General features: G+C 65.2%; 13 protein-coding genes. 9 read left to right on the top strand and 4 right to left on the bottom strand.

Going from position 1 to position 19,513, the window contains the following annotated elements:
* The first annotated feature begins 104 nt into the window (after positions 1-104).
* From BLT98_RS00980 to BLT98_RS00970, 3 genes are read left to right on the top strand one after another with little or no spacing between them, the layout of a single operon-like run.
* Positions 105-2,069: a serine protein kinase gene (locus BLT98_RS00980; RefSeq protein ID WP_092604863.1), complete on the top strand. Its 1,965-nt coding sequence runs from the start codon at positions 105-107 to the stop codon at positions 2,067-2,069.
* A gap of 2 nt (positions 2,070-2,071) precedes the next feature.
* The gene (locus BLT98_RS00975) at positions 2,072-3,358 is read left to right on the top strand and encodes a DUF444 family protein (RefSeq protein WP_092604862.1); all 1,287 of its coding nucleotides are present in this window, start codon (positions 2,072-2,074) and stop codon (positions 3,356-3,358) included.
* Positions 3,355-4,872: a SpoVR family protein gene (locus tag BLT98_RS00970; RefSeq protein ID WP_092604861.1), complete on the top strand. Its 1,518-nt coding sequence runs from the start codon at positions 3,355-3,357 to the stop codon at positions 4,870-4,872. Before BLT98_RS00975 ends, BLT98_RS00970 begins: the two co-directional genes overlap by 4 nt.
* A 165-nt stretch (positions 4,873-5,037) precedes the next feature.
* Here BLT98_RS00970 and BLT98_RS00965 read toward each other — a convergent pair whose 3' ends face one another.
* Positions 5,038-6,231 (bottom strand): SDR family oxidoreductase, encoded by a 1,194-nt coding sequence (locus BLT98_RS00965; protein ID WP_244517338.1) that lies wholly within the window; start codon positions 6,229-6,231, stop codon positions 5,038-5,040.
* Positions 6,219-7,523, bottom strand: a complete 1,305-nt coding sequence (locus tag BLT98_RS00960; protein ID WP_092604860.1) for a nucleotide sugar dehydrogenase — start codon at positions 7,521-7,523, stop codon at positions 6,219-6,221. The genes BLT98_RS00965 and BLT98_RS00960 overlap by 13 nt, the downstream gene beginning before the upstream one ends.
* Positions 7,524-7,742: 219 nt before the next feature.
* Here BLT98_RS00960 and prsT point away from each other — a divergent pair, with 219 nt between their 5' ends.
* From prsT to BLT98_RS00945, 3 genes are read left to right on the top strand one after another with little or no spacing between them, the layout of a single operon-like run.
* Entirely contained in the window at positions 7,743-10,526 is a 2,784-nt protein-coding gene (prsT, locus tag BLT98_RS00955; RefSeq protein ID WP_092604859.1) for an XrtA/PEP-CTERM system TPR-repeat protein PrsT, read from the top strand.
* Positions 10,527-10,529: 3 nt separating this feature from the next.
* Positions 10,530-13,010: a hypothetical protein gene (locus BLT98_RS00950; RefSeq protein WP_092604858.1), complete on the top strand. Its 2,481-nt coding sequence runs from the start codon at positions 10,530-10,532 to the stop codon at positions 13,008-13,010.
* Positions 13,007-13,771 (top strand): S1 family peptidase, encoded by a 765-nt coding sequence (locus tag BLT98_RS00945; protein WP_092604857.1) that lies wholly within the window; start codon positions 13,007-13,009, stop codon positions 13,769-13,771. The genes BLT98_RS00950 and BLT98_RS00945 overlap by 4 nt, the downstream gene beginning before the upstream one ends.
* Positions 13,772-13,775: 4 nt before the next feature.
* Here the strand turns inward: BLT98_RS00945 and BLT98_RS00940 are convergent, their stop codons facing one another.
* Together BLT98_RS00940 and BLT98_RS00935 are read right to left on the bottom strand one after the other, a co-directional pair.
* Positions 13,776-14,522, bottom strand: a complete 747-nt coding sequence (locus BLT98_RS00940; RefSeq protein WP_070254398.1) for an N-acyl amino acid synthase FeeM domain-containing protein — start codon at positions 14,520-14,522, stop codon at positions 13,776-13,778.
* Positions 14,523-14,722: 200 nt separating this feature from the next.
* A complete protein-coding gene (locus tag BLT98_RS00935; protein ID WP_070254397.1) occupies positions 14,723-15,346 on the bottom strand; it encodes an XrtA/PEP-CTERM system exopolysaccharide export protein in 624 nt (207 codons plus the stop codon).
* A 255-nt stretch (positions 15,347-15,601) separates the two neighbouring features.
* On the opposite strand from BLT98_RS00935, the gene BLT98_RS00930 reads away from it, so the two are divergent.
* The 3 genes from BLT98_RS00930 to BLT98_RS00920 are packed head-to-tail and all read left to right on the top strand — an operon-like array spanning position 15,602 to position 19,503.
* Entirely contained in the window at positions 15,602-17,131 is a 1,530-nt protein-coding gene (locus BLT98_RS00930; protein WP_092604856.1) for an XrtA system polysaccharide chain length determinant, read from the top strand.
* A gap of 16 nt (positions 17,132-17,147) precedes the next feature.
* Positions 17,148-17,981, top strand: a complete 834-nt coding sequence (locus BLT98_RS00925; RefSeq protein ID WP_092604855.1) for an XrtA-associated tyrosine autokinase — start codon at positions 17,148-17,150, stop codon at positions 17,979-17,981.
* On the top strand, positions 17,965-19,503 hold the full coding sequence (locus BLT98_RS00920) for a TIGR03016 family PEP-CTERM system-associated outer membrane protein (RefSeq protein ID WP_092604854.1): 1,539 nt from the start codon (positions 17,965-17,967) through the stop codon (positions 19,501-19,503). Before BLT98_RS00925 ends, BLT98_RS00920 begins: the two co-directional genes overlap by 17 nt.
* The last annotated feature ends 10 nt before the right edge of the window (positions 19,504-19,513 follow it).

The following is a 19,513-nucleotide window of genomic DNA, read 5'->3' as shown; positions in this document are numbered from 1 at the left end:
GGCGTGCGGCCAGAGGTGGCGCCGTATACTTGGCTGACAGGCTGGAACCGGGCCTGCTCCACGGCAGTAACGGTATGGATGGGGAAACAATGACGAGCCCTGGTATGACACGCCACGACGACGCGCCCGCGGGCGAGCAAGCAGGCCAGCATGCGGGTTTTGTGCACGGCATGGCGGCCTGGGCGGCAAAACACCGCATCCGCCCATGGGGCGGCAGTTTTGCCGACTTCATCGAGCAGATCCTGCCCGGCCGCGCGGCCCTGCTGACGCGCAGCGCGCACCAGTACCTGTGGGACATGATGCGCTGGAACGGCCAGACCGATGACCACGGGCGCTTCCGCTGCCGCCTGTTCGACGACGAGCTGTTCGGCATTGACGAGGCGATCGACCGGGTTGCCGCCTACTTCAAGGCCGCCGCCGCCGGCTCCGAGGTGGGCCGGCGCATGCTGCTATTGCTGGGCCCGCCGTCGGGCGGCAAATCGACCATGGTGATCCTGCTCAAGCGGGGCCTGGAAGAATACAGCCACAGCAGTGAAGGCGCGCTGTACGGCATCGCCGGCTGTCCCGTGCACGAATCGCCGCTGCATCTGGTGCCGCACAGCATGCGCGCCGACTTTCGCGCCAGCTATGATGCCGAGCTGCAGGGCGAACTGTGCCCCCATTGCCGAGCCCGCCTGGAAGAACAGTACGCAGGCGATTTCCTGCGCATGCCCGTCGAGCGCATCCACCTGTCCGAGGCGGGCCGCTGCGGCATCGGCACGTATGCGCCGCACGATCCCACCACGGCCGACCTGGCCGACCTGGTCGGTTCCGTCGACCTGTCGAAAGTGGCGCAGTACGGCGACGAAGGCGATCCGCGCGCTTGGTCATGGTCCGGCGCGGTATACGCGGCCAGCCGCGGCATGCTGGAAATGATCGAGATCCTCAAGGTCAAGCGGGAATTCCTCTATTTACTATTGACCCTGACGCAGGAAAAGAATGTCAAGGTGTCGCGCTTTCCCCTGATCTATCTCGACGAAACCATCCTCGCGCACACGAATCTGGCCGAATTTCGCAAATTCCTGCAAGAAAGCGAAAACGAGGCGCTGCTCGACCGCATGGTCATCGTGCAAGTGCCGTACACGCTTAATTACCGCGAGGAAGCACGCATCTACCGCAAGTTGATCCTGGCGGCGGCGCCCGCCTTCCGCGACGTACACCTCGATCCGCACGTGCTGCATGCGGCGGCCGTGTTTGCCATCCTCAGCCGTCTGCCCGAAGGCGAGGACAAGGAGGCCGAGCTGGTCAAGAAACTGCGCATCTACGCCGACGAAGACGTGGACGACTTGCAGCCGGCCGACATCCGCCGCATGCGCGAGCGCGACAAGGCGCCCGACGAAGGCCTGTCGGGCGTGTCGCCCCGTTTCGTCATCAATGCCCTGTCGCACGCCATCATTTCCGCCCAGCGCAACAGCCTGTCCACCATGGACGTGCTGCTGGCCCTGAAGGACGGCATCGAAAACGATGCGCGCATCGAACCACGGCGCAAGCGCAAGTGGGTCGATTACTTGGTGCTCACACGCAAGGATTTCTATAACCGCTGGGTCAAGGCTGACGTGCACAAGGCCCTGTTCGTGTCGTTCGAGCAAGAAGCGCAAGACTTGCTGAACAAATATCTCGATGAAGTCGAAGCCATGCTCGACAACCGCCAGATCCGCGATCCCATCACCAGCGAAGAGCGCCGTCCCGACGAACGGTTCCTGCGCGCCGTGGAAGAAAAAATCCACATCAGCGACTCGGGCAAGCAATCTTTCCGACAAGAAGTGGTGCGCAAGGCCATGAGCGCCTTCAAGCGGGGCGAGCCATTTGGTCTGGCCAGCCATGCGCAACTGCACGACGCCATCCAGCAATACCTGTTCGAGCAGCGGCGCGACGTGCTGCGCCTGGTCGGCTCGGCCAAGCGCCCCGATGACGACGTGCGGTCCAGGATATCGGCCGTCGAGCAGCGCCTGGTCGACGAATACGGCTATGACGCCCATAGCGCGCGCGAAGCGCTCAACTACGTAACCACCTTGCTGGCGCAGGAATAGCCATGTCCGCCACGACCTCGCCTGGCAACGGCAATCAGCATGGTCCTCCGGAACGGGATGGCCGCGCAGGCTCGCCAGCCACGGCAAGCACGGTGCATTCCGCCGGCGCGACAGCGCATACGGGCACCGCGCCTGCCCTGGCCCAGCCGTGGTACGGGCTGTTCTCGCGCGGCGCGCGCGACTGGCTGCGCCACAACCAGAAAGTGCGCGACGCCGTGCAGGCGCACTTGCCCGAGCTGATCGCCACGCCTGACCTGATCGGCGGGCCGCAGCAACGCACGGTGCAAGTGCCCATGCGCCTGCTTGAACATGCGCATTTCCGCCTGGCGCCCGCGCGCAGCAGCGTGGGCGCGGGCCAGGGTGGCGGCCAGCCCGGCGATCTTCTGCGCGCGGCCCGCCCCGCCGCCACGGGCGGGGCGGGAACGCAAGGCGAAGGCGGCGATGGCGAGGGCGCGGTGCGCCTGCTGCTCGAGTTTCCCATCGACGATATTCTCGACTGGCTGTGGGACGCCTTCGAGCTGCCGCACCTGAAGCCGCGCCACCTGGGCGCCATCGACGAAGTCCGGCTCGTGCGTAGCGGCCTGGACCGTCATGGCGCCCGTTCGCGCCTGGACCGGCGGCGCACTGTCAAGGAAGCCATCAAGCGGCGCGCCTTGCAAACGCAGCCCGTGCCCTTCACCAATGACGACTTGCGCTACCGCCAGGTGCTGCCACAGCCCCGGCCGAGCGCGAATGCCGTCGTGTTTTTCGTGCTGGACGTATCGGCCAGCATGGCGCAGGCCGAGCGCAAGCTGGCCAAATCCTTCTTTTTCTTTGCCTTGCAGGGCTTACGCCGCAGATATGTGCGCGTGGAAACGCGCTTTATCGCCCATACGACGCGGGCGTGGGAGTTTTCCGAAGCGGAGTTCTTCCAAGTCAACGGCATGGGCGGCACCATGGCGTCCACCGCCTTTCGCCTGAGCCGGGAGCTGCTGCAGGAACACTACGCGCAGGGACGCTACAACGCCTATCTGTTCTATGCTTCCGATGGCGAGAATTTCAGCGAAGACCGGGGAGCGACCAGCCTGGTCCTGGGCGAACTGGGCGCCTTGCTCAACTATATGGGCTATGTGGAAACCGTGCCTGGCGTGCCGCGCAGCCTGGAAACGGAAATGCACAGCCTGTGCGCCGAGCAGGAACGGCGCGGCTTGCCCTTGCACAGCAGCATCCTGAGCAAAAATGACGATATCTGGGCGGCCATCCGCACCTTTTTCCAGCACGAGGCGGCAGAAACGGAGGAACCGCCATGACCCGGACGGACGCTCAGCGCCACGGCGACACGGCCAATACGGCAGACATAGCCAGCCTGGACAGCTACGCTGCGCGCATTGAGGCGCTGGCGCGGGAACTGGGGCTGGCATTTGCACCCGTCGAGTTCGAGCTGGTGCCGGACAGCTTCATGGCCGAGATCGCCATCTATGGCTTGCCCGTGCGCATGCGCCACTGGTCGTTCGGCGTGCGCTACATCCACCAGCTCGTGCATCAAAAAATGGGCAACTCGCATATGTTCGAAGTCATGTTCCCCGGCGACCCTTGCCACGCCTACATGGCCGAACACAATTCCGTGGCGGAAAACACCCTCGTCACAGCGCATGTGCTGGGCCACGCCGACTTTGCCAGCCGCAATGCCCTGTTCCTGCGTTTCGGCGCCATGGCGGGCCAGCACATCCTGGAACAAAGCGCGGCACGGGCACAGCGTCTCGAAATTGCGCTGCAACGCCACGGGCAGGAGCAGGTGGAAGCCGTGCTCGACGCGGCACTGGCGCTGGAACAGCATGTGGACATCCACGCCGAGCTGCACCGCCCGCCCTATGCGGCATCCGGGCCAGCTTGCGTGGCGGGTACGCGCGACAGGACCAGCGACGACGCTCCTTTTGCACAACGCTACCGGCGCCTGCCCGGCGAAGCGGCCGCGCGGGCGGCGCACGAGGCGGCACGGGCACGCGTGACGCAGCGCCCGCTCCTGCCGCCGCAGCCCGAATACGATTTATTATGGTTCATCGCACAACATGGGCCGGAGCTGGCCGACTGGGAGCGCGACATTTTCCTGGCCGTGCGCGAAGAGTCGTTTTACTTCTATCCCGTGTACGCCTGCCAGATCATGAACGAAGGCTGGGCCTCGTACTGGCATGCGCGGCTGCTGCGCGAAGCCGACTTCCTGCCGCCGGCCTTGTATCTGTCCGCCATCAAGTCGCATTCGGACGTGGTGCGCCCTTACGCGGGCGAGCACCAGCAGGCGCTGGCCGTCAATCCCTATCACCTGGGCTTTTGCATGTGGGAACACATCATCGAGCGCGAAGGATTGGCCCGGGCGCGCCAGATTTGCCGCGACGACGATGACTGCAGTTTCATACGCAACTATCTGGACGGCGAACTGGCTGACCGCCTGGGCCTGTTCGTGCATGAAAGCCGCCGCGATGGCGAAACGCGCCTGGCCAGCCGCGACTTGCGGGCCATCCGCGAAGCCATCCTGGCGCCCAAATACAACTATGGCGCGCCCTGCATCGCCGTGACCCTGCTCAATGACGACGGCAGCCTGGTGCTGCGCCACGATCACCAGCGCGACGGGCGCGGCCTGGACCTGGAGCGGGCAGAACAGGTGCTGGCCTACATCGCCCGCGTCTGGCGCCGCCCCGTCACCTTGCATACGGCCGATTTCCGCGGCACGCCCCGGGTTCTGCGCAGCAAGACCGACGGCGTACCCGAGCCGCCCGAACCGGCAGCGTCAGCAGCAACGCCGACAGCGCCGCCCGTGCAACGCTAGACGACAGGAGGCCGGGCGGATATCAAGCATATGTGTCGGGTATGTGTATCGGACATATGTAACAAGCATATATATCAAGCATATATATGTATCGGGCATGTGTATCGGACGCGTGGATCTGACCAGGATCGGACACCGGCTATGGAAGTCAGCTGCGCGCCCACCTCAGGTGCGGCCAGCCTGCGCCACATACCAGGCGATGGTGTGCCGCAAGCCTTGCGCCAGGTTGTGCGTGGGTACATAGCCGAGCAAACGGGCCGCCTTGGCGATGTCCGCCTGCGAATGGCGCACGTCGCCGGCGCGAAACTCGCCGTAGTGCGGCGCCTGCTGCACGTGCTGCGGGTGGACGGCCAGCAGCATCTGCTGCATGGTGGCGTGCAGCTGCGTCAGGCTGGTGCGGGCGTTGACGGCCACGTTGTAGACCTGGTTCACGGCCGCCGGGTCGGTGCCGGTGGCGGCGAGGATATTGGCTTGCACGGCATTGTGCACGAAGCAGAAGTCGCGGCTGGTGGCGCCGTCGCCATGGATGTGCACGGCCTGGTTGTCCAGCATGGCGGCGATCCAGCGGGGAATGACGGCCGCGTAGGCACCCAGCGGATCCTGGCGCGGACCGAAGACATTGAAATAGCGCAGCCCCACCGTCTGCATGGCGTAGCAGCGCGCGTACACTTGCGCATACAGTTCGTTGACATATTTGCTCAAGGCATACGGCGACAGGGGCGCGCCGATGTGCTGTTCCACTTTCGGCAAGGCCGGATGGTCGCCATACGTGGCGCTGGAAGCCGCATACACGAAACGCCGCACGCCCGCGTCGCGGGCGGCGGCCAGCATGTTCAGGAAGCCGCTGACATTGACGGCGTGGCACAGCAGCGGGTCTTCCAGCGAACGCGAAACGGAACCGAGCGCCGCCTGGTGCAGCACATAGTCGACGCCGGCGCCGGAACCGTCCGGACCGGCACGGCCGCATCCGGCCAAGCTGCCGCCGAGGCCGATGCCGGCGGCTTGCACCGGCGCACCACACGCGCGCGCGCACGCCTGCGGGTCGCGGATATCGCCTTCGATGAAGGTGAAGCGCCGCCACGCCTGTTCTCCCACGCTGGCGCGCACCAGTTCCAGGTTGTGCCGGTGGCCTGTCATGAAATTGTCGAGCCCGCGCACTTCCTGGCCCAGGTGCAGCAAGGTTTCCAGCAGGTGCGAACCGATGAAACCGGCCACGCCCGTCACCAGCCAGCGGCGCGGTGCGCTGGCCAGCTGCGCGCAGGCTTGCGCGTAGGCGCCGGCAGCCGGGCTGCCAGCTGTGGCGCCTTGCGCCGTGTTTGCAGCCCGGTCGAAGGCACCGGCCGCCATCACAGCCGCCATACGTGCAGGCCGCCATCCTCGAGCGGACGGGGGTCGAAATGCGATTTGATGTCGATGAAGCAGCCGTTTTCCTGCACCTTGGCCTGGAAATCGGCCAGCGGGCGGGCCAGCAGGGCCTGGTGCGAAACGGCGCTGATGATGGCCTCGGCGCGCGGCAGCTGCTCCCAGCTTTCCAGCGATAAACCGTATTCTTCCAGCGCTTCACGGCCATCGGCGACGGGATCGTGCACATGCACCTGCACGCCGTACGATTGCAGTTCGTGGATCATGTCGACCACTTTCGAGTTGCGCAGGTCCGGGCAATTTTCCTTGAAGGTCAGGCCCAGCACGTTCACATGCGAGCCCTTGAGCTTGAAGCCGGCGCGCACCATTTCCTTGATGGTTTTTTCCGCCACGAACTTGGCCATGCCGTCGTTGATGCGGCGCCCGGCCAGGATCACGTGCGGGTGGTAGCCGAGCATTTCCGCCTTGTGCGTCAAATAGTATGGGTCGACGCCGATGCAGTGGCCGCCCACCAGTCCGGGCCGGAACGGCAGGAAATTCCATTTCGTGCCCGCCGCCTGCAGCACTTCCAGGGTATCGATGCCGATGCGGTCGAAGATGATGGCCAGCTCGTTCATCAGCGCGATATTCAGGTCGCGCTGCGTGTTTTCGATCACCTTCGCCGCCTCGGCCACGCGAATGCTCGAGGCCCGGTGCACGCCGGCCTCGACCACGCCTTCGTACAGGGCGGCGATCTTGTCCAGGGTGGCCGCATCGTCGCCCGAAACCACCTTGCGGATGCTGTGCAGCGTATGATCCCTGTCGCCCGGGTTGATGCGCTCGGGTGAAAAGCCCACATGAAAGTCTTCTTTCCAGCGCAGGCCCGAATGCTGCTCGAGGATGGGGATGCAGATTTCCTCGGTGGCGCCCGGATACACGGTGGATTCGTAGATGACGATGGCGCCGCGCCGCATGTGGCGGCCGACGGCCGCGCTGGCGCCGGCCAGGGCCGAGAAATCGGGATTGTGCGCGCTGTCGACGGGCGTGGGCACGGCCACGACGATGAAATCGGCCAGTTGCAGCTCGGCCGGATCGCAGCCGACGCTCAGCCATTGCGCGGCCAGCAGCTGTTCATGGCTGACTTCGCCCGTCGGATCGATGTGGCGCCGGTAGCTTTCCACCTTGCGGACCGACAAGTCAAAGCCGATCGTGCGCTGGCGCATGCCAAACGCCACGGCCAGTTGCAAGCCCACATAACCGAGCCCCACCACCGCCACCACGCCCGCATTGCTATCCACATTGCTGTCCATATGCCTGTGCTCCGAATGGTTGCGGCCTGAGCATCGCCGTCCGGGAAATTCTACGGTTGCCGGTCCGGCCATTCTTGAGCGGGAACAAGAAACACGGGCCGGCGGCCAGCAGGCGCGCCGACAATCGGCGGCTTGTTGAGCGCAATCAAGGAGACCGGCGGCCATCTTTTTAAGCTAGGCCATGCCGATTCCTCATGCACGCCGTTACCGGAGACTTCCATGGCCCGTTCCCTGCCCCGCCCTTTCCCTGGCCTGCCTGCCGCCGCGCTGTGCTGCACCCTGCTGCTGCCCCTGCTGACGGCATGCCACGGCACGCAGAGCAGCGAGACCCTGATGGCCGACGCGCAGCAGTACCGCCAGAAAGGCGAAGCACGGGCCGCCATCATCCAGTTGAAGAACCTGCTGCAAAAGGAACCGGACAATGCGGCCGCGCGCTTGCTGCTGGGCAGCATCTATATCGACACGGGAGAAGCGCTGTCGGCCGAGAAAGAATTGCGCAAGGCAAAGTCGCTGGGCCTGGCGTCGCAGCAAGTGATGCCATTGCTGGGCAAGGCCTGGCTGATGCTGGGCCAGTTCGACAAGGTGCTGGCCGAGATCGCCGACGATGCAGCGCAACCCGCCAGCGTGCTGGCCCTGCGCGGCGATGCCTTGCTGGCCCTGGGCCGCCGGGACGAGGCGCGCGCCCTGTACTCGCACCTGCTCGAAGCCCATCCCGACCACGTCGAGGCCTTGCTGGGCCTGGCACGCCTGGCGGCGCTGGACCAGCAAGTGCCGGCGGCCGAGCTGCTGCTGGCGCAAGCCTTGAAAAGCGCGCCCGCCAACCTGGACGCCTTGCGCCTGCAGGGCGATTTGCTGCGCCTGCAAGGCAAGAACGGCGCGGCGCGGCTCGCCTACATGCGGATACTCAAGATCAAACCGGACAATACCCAGGCGCATATCGACCTGGCCAACCTCGACATCGTGGAAAAGCACTACCTGGAAGCGGCGGCCCAGCTGGCCACGGCGCGCAAGACGGCGCCCAACAGCCTGGGCTTGCTGCAGACGCAGGCGCTGCTCGACTTCCGCCAGGGCAAGAACAAGGCGGCCTTGCAAGCCTTGCAACTGGTGCTCAAGGCGGCGCCCGATCACATGCCGTCCATCCTGCTGGCCGGCGCCGTGCAACTGGCGCTCGGCTCGCCGCCCCAGGCGGAAACCTACCTGCGGCGCTTCCTGGCCGTGTACCCCAGGCATCTGTATGCCGTCAAGATGATGACTTCGATTGAATTGATGCGCGGCAAGACCGATGCGGCCATCGGCTTGCTGCAACCGATGCTGGCCGCCTTCCCCGACGACGTGGAATTGCTGTCGCTGGCCGGCGAAGCCCACTTGCGCGCGCGCCAGTACGACAAGGCAACGGCGTATTTCGAACAGGCCAGCACCCTGGCGCCGGACACGGCCAGGCTGCACGCGGCGCTGGGAATCAGCCGCCTGGGCATGGGCGAGAACAGCCGCGCCATCAATGAACTGGAACGCGCCAGCATGCTCGACAAGAGCACGCCGCAAGCGGGCACCATGCTGGTGATGACCTTGCTGCGCAATAAGCAGAACGACAAGGCCCTGGCCAGCGTCAAGATGATGGAGCAACAGCAGAAAGGCACGAATCCCTTGCTGCTGAACCTGAAAGGCGGTGTCTACCTCGCCTTGCGCGACTTGCCCGCCGCGCGCGCCAGTTTCGAGCAAGCCCTGGGCATGGACCCCGTTTATTTACCTGCCTTGAACAACCTGGCACAGATCGACCTGGCCGAGAAAAAGCCGGAGCAGGCGAAACAGCGCTTCGAGCGGGCGCTGGCGAAGGCGCCGAAAAATGCCGACCTGTGCGCGGCGCTGGCCAAGCTGGCCGCATCGGAGGGCAAGACGGACGAGGCGCGGCGCTGGCTCGAACGGGCCCACCGCGACAATCCCGACGCCGTCGCGCCGGCTCTGCTGCTGAGTAACTTTTACCTGAAGACGGGCGCGCCCGATAAGGCGCTGGAACTGGCGCGTACCCTGCAGACGGGCCATCCGGGCGACGCCGATGCGCTGGCCCTGCGCGCCCAGGTCGAGTACAGCGCCGGCCAGGCACCGGCCGCGCTCGACAGCTACAGCAAGCTGGCCAGCCTGCAAACCACATCGGCGCCCTTGCAGATGCGCATCGCCAGCCTGCACCTGGCGCTGGGCGACCCTCATCATGCGCTGCAAGCCGTCAAGCGGGCGCAGGCGCTTGACCCGGCCTTGCTGGAAGCGCGCGTGGTGGAAGTGGCCATGCTGCTGAACCTGAACCGCCAGCGCGAGGCGCTGGCCGTGGCGCGCCACGTGCAGGAACAGCAGCCGAAGCTGGCGGCCGGCTACAAGCTCGAGGGCGACGTGCTGATGGAGCAAAAGCTGCCGCAGCAAGCCGTCAAGCTATACCAGCACGCCTTCGGCATCAGCCCCATCGGCCCCTTGCAGGTGCAGCTGTACCGCGCCTTGCAGGCGTCGGGACAGGACCGCGAAGCCGAGACGCGCATGGCCGCCTGGCTGAAAGCCCATCCGGAAGACTTGCCGACACGCACCTATCTGGCGGGTACCCGGCTGGCAGCGAAGCAATACCGCGCCGCCATCGAGCACTTCCAGTATGTCGTTGCCAAGGACACGGGCAACGTGGTGGCGCTGAACGACCTGGCCTGGGCATATCAGCAGGAAAAAGATCCACGCGCGCAAGCCACGGCCGAGCAGGCACTCAAGCTGGCGCCCGACAATCCCGCCGTGCTCGACACCCTGGGCTGGATCGTGCTGGAGCAAGGCGACGTCAAGCGCGCCACGGCCCTGCTGCGCAAGGCGGCGGGCCTCGCGCCGAAGTCGCCCGAAGTGCAGTATCACCTGGGCGCGGCCCTGGCGAAATCGGGCGACAAGGGCGGTGCGCGCAAGCAACTGGAACAACTGCTGGCCGCCAACAAGGACTTTCCGCAGCGGGCCGCAGCGCAAGCCTTGCTGACCCAGCTGTAGGCCATGGCTGTGCACGCGGCCATGCCCGGTGTGGCGGCGCGGCCGCTGGCCTTGCTGGCGGGCACGGCCTGCGTGCTGGCCTTGCGCCATTATCCGCTAGGCCACGGCTGGCCCGGCCTGCTGTTTGCCGCCCTGCTGCCCGCATATTTCCTGCTGCTGTGCTGGCGCCCCGCCAGCTGGCTGTTCTGCGTGCCCGCCCTGCTGCCCGTGCTGGACCTGGCGCCGTGGACGGGCTGGTTCTTCCTCGAAGAAATCGACGTGCTGCTGTTGCTGACGGTAGCTTGCGGCTATTGGCGCCTGGGCAGGCCGGCCCGGGGCGCAGCGGCGCGCCTCTCGCCGGCCGCCCGTGCCTGTCTGCTGCTGTGCAGCCTGGCCTGGCTGGCGGCGCTGCTGCGCGGCGTCCTGCCGCTGCCGCAGCTCGAACTGAATGCCTGGGATAACTACCTGAGTCCCTATAACAGCTTGCGGCTCGGTAAAGCCTGGGCCTGGAGCATGCTGCTGCTGCCGATGCTGCTGCGCGACGCGAACCCTCCCGCCTTGCGCCGCTATGCGCTGCCGGGCATGCTGGCCGGGCTGGCCATGGTATCCCTGTTCGCGCTATGGGAACGGGCCGTGTTTCCCGGCCTGCTGAACCTGTCCAGCGATTACCGCATCACGGCGCCGTTTTCCGCCATGCACACGGGCGGCGCGGCGCTGGACGGCTACCTGGCCCTGAGCTTGCCGTTTGCCGCACTGTGGCTGGCGCGCGCCCGCAGCCGCTGGCAGGCGGCGCTGGCCATGCTGCTGCTGGCCCTGGCCCTGCACGCGGCCTTCACCACCTTTTCACGGGGCCTGTACGCGGCCCTGGCAGCGGCCATGCTGCTGGCATTCTGGCAAGTCCTGCGGACGGCGCCCGGCGCGGCGCGGCCACCGCAAGGCCAGCCGCCCGTGCGCCAACTCTTGCTGAAGCTGCTGCTGGCCGGCCTGGGTACCGTCCTGCTCGCATACATGTTCAGCCTGGCTGGCTACCGGGGCTTGCTTGCCGCCGTCGTCCTGCTTGCAGCCAGCTTCGTGCTGGCGGCGCGGCCCTTGCCGTGGCGCCTGGCGCCGGCCAGCCTGCTGTGCGCGCTGTGCCTGCAAGGCTTGCTGGCCGCCTGGTGGCCGGAGCCGGCCGGCCAGCAAACGGCCGGCTGGCTGAAAGGCCCGTATTTCCTGTTCCTGCTGGCCGCCGCGCTGCTGGCGGGCGCGTTGTGGCCCAGTGGCGCTGGGAAAAAAGGGGCAGCCAGGCTGGGCCTGGCGATGGTGGCATGGACCATGCTGGCATGCAATCTCGCCTGGATAGGCTGGCACTGGGCGGGACCGCCAGCACTGCTGCCGGCCGGCCTGGTGGTGCTGCTGGCCATGCTGATGCTGTGCAATGGACGCTTGCGCCCACCGCTGTGGCGGCTGGACCGGGCCAGCCTGAGCGTCGCGGGCGCGGCCGGCATCCTGCTGCTGCTGGCCATTCCCGTCTCGGCCAGCTATTACGCCACCGAACGTTTCGCCACCACCGCCTTCGACATGCAAGGCCGCTTGCGCCATTGGCGGCAAGTGCTGGCCATGCAGCCGTCCGCTTGGGACGACCGCCTGTTCGGCATGGGCATGGGCAGCTTTCCCGCCACCTATTACTGGCACAATCCCCAGCGCGAGGTGCCGGCCAGCATCGCCTATGCGGAAGATGGCGGAAGCGAGGAAAACCCGGGTAACCGCTATGTGCGCCTGGCCAGTCCCGGCTACAGCGCCGGCTATGGCGAACTGCTGCGCCTGCTGCAACGCCTGCACGTGCAGCCGGCCACGCGCTACACCCTGGCGCTCGATGCGCGTAGAACGGGACCCATGCCCGTGCTGCTGGTGCGCCTGTGCCAGCGGCAATTGCTGTATGCGCAAGGCTGCGTGCATGTCCCGCTGCGCCTGCGCGCGCCGCCGGACAGCACGCCGGTCGGCACGTGGCAGCACTACGAGGTGCCGTTCGACAGCGCCTGGCTGGGCGGGGGCGCCTGGCTGCTGCGTCCGCCCGTGCAACTGGAACTGGCGGCCAGCGGCACGGCCACCTCGTCCGTGATCGAAGTCGACAATCTGAGCTTGCGCGGGCCCGGCGGCGAGGAATTGATCGCCAATGGGCGCTTTACACAGGCCAACAATTACTGGTTTTTCAGCAGCGACCACCATCACTTGCCGTGGCACATCAAGAGCATGGCGCTGCATGTGCTGGTGGAAACGGGCTGGTGCGGCGCCCTGTCCATGCTGGCCCTGCTGGCCGTGGCCGGCCTGCGCCTGCTGCGCCAGGCCGGCCACGGCGATTCCTGCGCGCTGGCGTGCGCCGCCGCCCTGCTGGGTTTTCTCGTCGTCGGCCTGTTCGACAGCCTGCTCGACGTGCCGCGCATCGCCCTGCTGTGTTATCTGATGCTGCTGTGTGCGCTGCTGCAGCCCCCGCCACCTCCGACCGTTGAAAGCACGCCGCCATGAAATTCCTGTCTTCCGTCCTATTGTTTTGCCTGGCCCTGGCCAGCGTGCCGTGCCGCGCCGAGGCGGCACTGGCGCAAACCATCGCGCGCGTGAAACCGTCCATCGTTGGCGTGGGCAGCCTGCAAAAGACGCGCACGCCGCCGATGAATTTCATCGGCACGGGTTTCGTGACGGGCGACGGCTTGAGCGTGCTCACTTGCGCCCATGTGATCCAGAAACTGCTTGACGCCAATCCGAACGAAATCATCGGCATACTCACGGGCCAGGGCGAGGTGGCGCAATTCCGTCCCGCCAAGGTCCAGGCGCTGGACACGGAACACGATCTGGCCTTGCTGCGCCTGGCGGGCGCGCCCCTGCCCGCCCTCGCGCTGGGCGACGCGGCCACGGTGCGCGAAGGCCAGGCCATGGCGTTTACGGGGTTTCCACTAGGCACCTTGCTCGGTTTGCACCACGTGACGCACCGCGCCACCGTGTCATCGCTGACGCCGGTAGTCATGCCCAGCGAAAACGCGCAGCGCCTCGACGTGCGGCGCCTGGCGCAACTGCAAAAGGCGCCGTACACCGTGTTCCAGCTGGACGCGACGGCGTATCCGGGCAGCAGCGGCAGCCCCCTGTTCGATCCCGAGACCGGTCTCGTCTACGGCATCGTCAACATGGTGTACGTCAAGGGCCTCAAAGAGGCAGCCATCAGCGCGCCCAGCGGCATCACTTACGCGATTCCGGGCAGCTACATGCAGGCGATCTTGCTGAAAAACAAATGAGGTATCAGTTGCGCCCCTGCCTCAGCCGGTCCGTAATGCCAGGCTCATCCCATGTCGGAAAAAAAAAGGGGTAAAACGACCGTTCACCCCCATGCTGTTCCATCAGGCCACCGTATTTGCGGATCTGGGCCCCCATGTAATCGAGGTCCAGCCGTAGCAGCACGGCCGGCGCCCCCACGCGCGTGCACTCGCGCTCGCCGCCGAAGTCCTTGAAACCCAGCATGCGCTTGTAAAACACCACGTGGCGCGGGTTGACTTCGATCACGTAATCCGTAAAGCCGTGAATATTGTGGGCATAGATATAAGAAATATGAATCAGCGCCGCAAACACGCGCTTGCTCACGCCCTTGTCGATGGCCAGGCGTGATGGTTCGCACAGGCGCCGGCCCTCTTCGCGCAGCACGTCGAGCTTGTCGCGGAAGTTTTCATCGGCGGGCAGGCCTGTCTCGTCATTGTCTAGGCACAGGGTCATGGTGCCGACGGTGCTGCCGGCCGTTTCCGCAAACAGCGTGATTTTATTCAGGGCATGCGCGATGCCGGGATCGACGGCATAGCCGCGCCAGCCGTACATCTTGCGGATCAGCAAACTGGCCGCCTCGCGCCGGCCGCGCGAATTGGCCATGCGGATATGAAAGCGCTGCAGGTCGAGCTCATGCTCCATGGCAGGGTCGATCTGCCCCTCGCCCACCACCAGGTCACTGAAGGTGCCTGGCGTGTCGAAGGAAATAATGGGTTCATCTTCAAAGCTCATCTTGTCCTCACGTTCATCGGCCGCCGTCGAGACGGACTGAAGCCAATGCCTTGTGACAAGATAAAAACTGGAGAAGTTCCCACATCCAGCTAAAAAAACAGAAGAAATGTGCTATTCAATAGCAAAATTGCATGCTGAAATTTGCCCGCAAGTACAAAATGACAAACAAAAATGCTGTTTTGATATTGTCGAGCTTGCTATTAAAAGAAGCTTTCCGGTATCAGCAGCACGTCGCCCGGCCGCATCATGACGTTGGCGGAAATATCGCCTTCTTTCAATAAATCATCGAGGCGCACTCGCAGCTGCTGCTGGTTGCCTTCGCGCATGCGGATGATGCTGGCCTTGTTGCCGGCCGCAAAATCGGTAATGCCGCCCACGGCAATGAGCACGTCCATCAGCGACATGCCCAGCCGGTATGGCAGCGCCTGCGGCTTGGCCGCCTCGCCGATGACGCGGATCTGCTCGCCATACGGGCCCGAAAAATTGGTGACGATGACCGTCACCACGGGCTGCTGGATGAACTTGCTCAAGGCTTGCTCGATGTCGCGCGCCAGCTGGGTCGAGGTCTTGCCGCTGGCGGGCAAATCCTCGACCAGCGGCGTGGTGATCTTGCCGTCCGGCCGCACGGCCACCGTCAGCGACACTTCCGGGTTGCGCCAGACGATGATGTTGACGGAGTCGCCCGGTCCGATCAGGTAATCGTGCATGGGCGCGCTGTCGTCGGCCGGTGCCAGCGGATGGCGCGTGCGGCAGGCACCGAGCAGGCTGGCAGCGCCCGCCAGAACCAGCGTGTTGCAGACAAATGCACGGCGAAACGGATTCATGCGGAGCCTCTTCGAGTCGATGGCGCATCCATGGCCGGCCCCGCAGAACCAGCCTGGGCCGCGAACTTCCTATGATTATTAAAACTTGGCAAGAGAACCTTGAGGCGTATCAAGAAGCAATCATCTTGGGAAATCTTGCCTCACAGCCGCCCTATACTTTGCTTACCCAACAGGCAAGCATTTCTTGCAAGATGCCGTCGTTGTCCGCGCCGCCACCCCATCTACCGTGCAGCACCGTCACCTGAAGGAAGCGACATGGAAGAATTGATACAGCAACTGCTTTCCAGCCTGAAAGGTATCTGGAAGTACCGCTGGCATGCGGTGCTGGTGGCATGGCTGGTGGCCATCGCCGGCTTCATCAGGGTGATCACCCTGCCCGACGACTTCCAGACGTCGGCGCGCGTGTTTGTCGATACGCAAACCATCCTCAAGCCGCTGATGGCCGGCATGACCAGCGTGCCGAACACGGAACAGCAGGTGGCCATCATGAGCCGTACCCTGCTCAGCCGGCCGAACGTGGAGCGCGTCATGCGCATGGTCGACCTCGACCTGGATTCGAAGACCGTGCGCGAGCACGAGGCCCAGCTCGACGACTTGATGAGCCGCATCAAGATCACCGGCACCAACGCGTATGACATCTACACCATCAGCTACAGCGGGCGCGACCCGAAGCTGGTGCGCGACGTGGTGCAAAGCCTGCTGACCATCTTTGTCGAAGGCAGTTTCCAGGGCAAGAAAGGGGATACGCAGAAGGCGGTGCAATTCATCGACGAGCAGATCAAGAATTACGAGGACAAGCTGAGCGCGGCGGAAAACCTGGTGAAGGAATTCAAGATCCGCAACAACCTGCTGCTGCCGCGCCAGGGCATCGATTATGGCAGCCAGCTGCTGATGTCATCCGATAGCCTGAACAATGCCAAGCTGGAACTGGTCGAGGCGGAACAATCGCGCAAGGCCATCCAGAGCCAGATCGAGGGCGACGAGCCCGTGCTCGACCTGGAGCCGAACGCTTCGGCCATCACGAATCCCGAACTCGACGAGCGCATCGCGTCGATCAACAAGAACCTCGACAGCCTGCGCATGCAATTTACGGAATTGCATCCCGACATCATCGCCTCGAAGCGCCTGGTGGCCCAGCTGGAAGAACGCAAGATCGAGGAAAGCAAGCTGAAATCGGCGGCCGGCGACCCGGGCAAGAACTACAGCCCCATGCTGCAGCAGCTGAAGGTGGCGCTGACGGACGCGGATGCCAAGGTGGCCGCCATCAAGGCCCGCGTGCAGGAATACAGCGCGCGCAACGAGCGCTTGCTGGCGCAGAGCAATGCCGTGCCCGAGGTGGAGTCGCAGCTGGCGCAGCTCAACCGCGACTACATCATCAACAAGGAAAACTATGAAAAGCTGATCGGCCGGCGCGAAGCGGCCAAGCTGTCGGGCGAACTCAGTTCCACCACCGAGATGATGGCCTTCAAGATCATCGACCCGCCCACGGTGCAATATGCGCCCGTCGGCCCGAACCGTCCGCTGCTGTTCAGCGCGGCGCTGGGCGCGGCTCTGGTGGCCGGCGTCGCCACGGCCCTCCTGATCAGCCAGGTGCGCCCCACCTTCCTCAGTCCCGCCGAACTGCGCGATGCCACGGGCTTGAACGTGCTGGGCACGGTATCGATGAACTGGACGGCGCTGCAGCAGGTGCGCCGCCGCCGCGCCCGCTATGGCTTTGGCGCCTGCCTGGGCAGCCTGTTCGTGCTGTACGGCGGGGTCATGACGGCCGCGCTGCTGAAATTCTAGATCCAGGGGAGCGACGATGAGCAGCAAGGACAGCGGCAAGCAGGAACCCACGATCCTGGGCGTGGCCGAGGCCGGCGTGCCGTATGGCGTCGAGGGCGCGGTGGGTGCGGACGCGGCCCGGTCGCCCCAGTACCGGCCCCTGAACCTGGCCCGGCTGGCCGAGCAAGGCATGCTCACGCACGATGGCGGGCGCAGCTCGGTGGCCGAGGATTTCCGCATCATCAAGCGCCCGCTGCTGCGCCAGGCGCGCGCCAGCGGCGCCGAGGCCATCCGCCACGGCAACCTGATCGTCGTCACCAGCGCCATGCCGGGCGAAGGCAAGACGTATTGCGCCATCAACCTGGCCATGAGCATCGCCATGGAAATGGATATCACGGTACTGCTGGTCGATGCCGACGTGGCGCGCCCGTCCGTGCTGAAAGTGCTGGGCCTGCCACCGGAACCGGGGCTGATGGACGTGCTGCTCGACCCACAACTGGCCATGGCCGACGTGATCCTGAAAACCAACGTTGCCAACCTGAGCATCCTGCCCGCCGGGCGCAGCAACAAGCACGCGACGGAATTGCTGGCCAGCCGCGCCATGAGCCGGTTGCTGGCCGAGATCGCCAGCCGCTATGGCGACCGCATCGTCGTCTTCGACTCGCCGCCCCTGCTGATCACCAGCGAGGCGCACGCGCTGGTGGGGCAGATGGGACAAGTGGTGATGGTGGTCGAGGCGGAAACGACGACCCAGCACGCCGTCAAGGAAGCGCTGCGCCAGATCGAGTCGTGCGAACACATTCATTTGATCTACAACAAGACCAAATCGTTCCCCGGCAACGACTACTACGGCTATGGCCATTACGATTAGCCGCGGGGTTTCGCTACCGCCGCCGCTACTGCTGCCCTTGCTATCCCTGCTGCTGCCCCTGCCGGCCGGCGCCGTCGACTGGCTGGTGAAACCGTCGCTGCGCCTGCGCGAAAGCTATACGGACAACGCCTTGCGCGCACCACCCGGCCAGGCGCAATCGGACTTCATCACGGAGATCGCACCCGCCATCGCCCTTATCGGCACGGGTCCCCGCCTGCGCGTGCACCTCGATTACAGCTGGCACAAATACCTGTCGGGACAACGTGCCGATACGGACAACCATGAACTGGCCGCCTCGGCGGACGCCGAGCTGGTCAAGGACTGGTTCTTCATCGATGCGAACGCCAGCGTGAGCCGGCGCAACATCTCGCCGTTCGGCCCGCAATTGATAGCCGAGCTGCCCGGCACGGACAATGCCAGCACCGTGCGCACCACCGGCATCAGCCCCTATCTGCGCCACCGTTTCCGCGGCCTGGCAACGGCCGAGCTGCGCTACACGCGCAACACGGTCGACAGTGGCGGCGCACTGCTGTCCGTGCACAGCGATGAAATGGAGTTACTGCTCAGCGGCGAGCCGCGCGCCGGCGGCTGGACCTGGAACGCCAGCCACGACGTGCGCCGCACGCAGGACAGCAAGCTGGCCCCCGTGCGCATGCAGCGCAGCAGCGTGGGCCTGCGCTATCCGTTCAGCAGCAAATGGGCGGCCACGGCCAGCGGCGGCATGGAAAAGGAAGGCTATCTATCAAACACCGGCAAGGCGCCGGCAGGCCGCTTCTGGTCGCTGGGCGGCGTGTGGACGCCGTCGCCGCGCACCAGCGTGGCCTTCAGCACGGGCAAGCGCTTCTTTGGCCACACCTACAGCCTGGACGCCACTTTCCTGCAGCGCCATACCAACTGGCAACTCAATTACAGCGAAAACATCACCACCATGCCCACGCAGTTTTCGCGCCTGGGCGACCGCGACGCAGGCCGGCTGCTCGATCAATTGTGGCGCGGCATCTTTCCCAACGCGCGCGACCGGCGCCTGCGCATCGATGCCTTCCTGCGCTACGCCAACAGCCTGGGGCCGGAACGGGGCGCCATCAATTACTTCAGCCACCGCTATTTCCTGCAAAAACAGCTGAAGCTGACGATGGCGCGCGCCACGGCGAAAAGCACGATGATCGCTGGCGTCACGGCCGTCGACCGCACGGCGCAAACGGCCAGCGGCATCGACAGCGGCTTGCTGCCCGGCGTGGAGTTCGGCAGCGAAGACCGCACGCGCCAGATCGGCGGCAACGTGGGCTGGAGCTGGCAAGCCAGCTCGCGCACCAGCGTGACTGTCAATGCCGGCTACGCCAGCGTGCGCTCGCTGAGCGTGCCCCGGCGCGACAACAACATCACCCTGACGGCCGGCTACACGCGCATCCTGCAGCCGGACATGACGGCCAGCATCGACGTGCGGCACACGCGGCACGCCAGCAACCACGGCGGCGACTACCGCGAAAACGGCGTCAGCGCCACGCTCACCATGCATTTCTAAGGAGGCCGCA

This window comes from Janthinobacterium sp. YR213 (genome assembly GCF_900099875.1).
Classification (GTDB): Bacteria; Pseudomonadota; Gammaproteobacteria; order Burkholderiales; family Burkholderiaceae_D; genus Janthinobacterium; species Janthinobacterium lividum.
This window is presented reverse-complemented; position numbering and strand designations above follow the sequence as displayed.

Excerpts from the sequence above, each read along its gene's own strand:
- BLT98_RS00920 (WP_092604854.1), top strand. The coding sequence starts at position 17,965 with ATGGCCATTACGATTAGCCGCGGGGTTTCGCTACCGCCGCCGCTACTG.
- BLT98_RS00970 (WP_092604861.1), top strand. The coding sequence starts at position 3,355 with ATGACCCGGACGGACGCTCAGCGCCACGGCGACACGGCCAATACGGCA.
- BLT98_RS00975 (WP_092604862.1), top strand. The coding sequence starts at position 2,072 with ATGTCCGCCACGACCTCGCCTGGCAACGGCAATCAGCATGGTCCTCCG.
- BLT98_RS00935 (WP_070254397.1), bottom strand. The coding sequence starts at position 15,346 with ATGAATCCGTTTCGCCGTGCATTTGTCTGCAACACGCTGGTTCTGGCG.
- BLT98_RS00960 (WP_092604860.1), bottom strand. The coding sequence starts at position 7,523 with ATGGACAGCAATGTGGATAGCAATGCGGGCGTGGTGGCGGTGGTGGGG.
- BLT98_RS00930 (WP_092604856.1), top strand. The coding sequence starts at position 15,602 with ATGGAAGAATTGATACAGCAACTGCTTTCCAGCCTGAAAGGTATCTGG.
- BLT98_RS00940 (WP_070254398.1), bottom strand. The coding sequence starts at position 14,522 with ATGAGCTTTGAAGATGAACCCATTATTTCCTTCGACACGCCAGGCACC.
- BLT98_RS00950 (WP_092604858.1), top strand. The coding sequence starts at position 10,530 with ATGGCTGTGCACGCGGCCATGCCCGGTGTGGCGGCGCGGCCGCTGGCC.
- prsT (WP_092604859.1), top strand. The coding sequence starts at position 7,743 with ATGGCCCGTTCCCTGCCCCGCCCTTTCCCTGGCCTGCCTGCCGCCGCG.
- BLT98_RS00980 (WP_092604863.1), top strand. The coding sequence starts at position 105 with ATGACACGCCACGACGACGCGCCCGCGGGCGAGCAAGCAGGCCAGCAT.
- BLT98_RS00945 (WP_092604857.1), top strand. The coding sequence starts at position 13,007 with ATGAAATTCCTGTCTTCCGTCCTATTGTTTTGCCTGGCCCTGGCCAGC.
- BLT98_RS00965 (WP_244517338.1), bottom strand. The coding sequence starts at position 6,231 with ATGGCGGCTGTGATGGCGGCCGGTGCCTTCGACCGGGCTGCAAACACG.
- BLT98_RS00925 (WP_092604855.1), top strand. The coding sequence starts at position 17,148 with ATGAGCAGCAAGGACAGCGGCAAGCAGGAACCCACGATCCTGGGCGTG.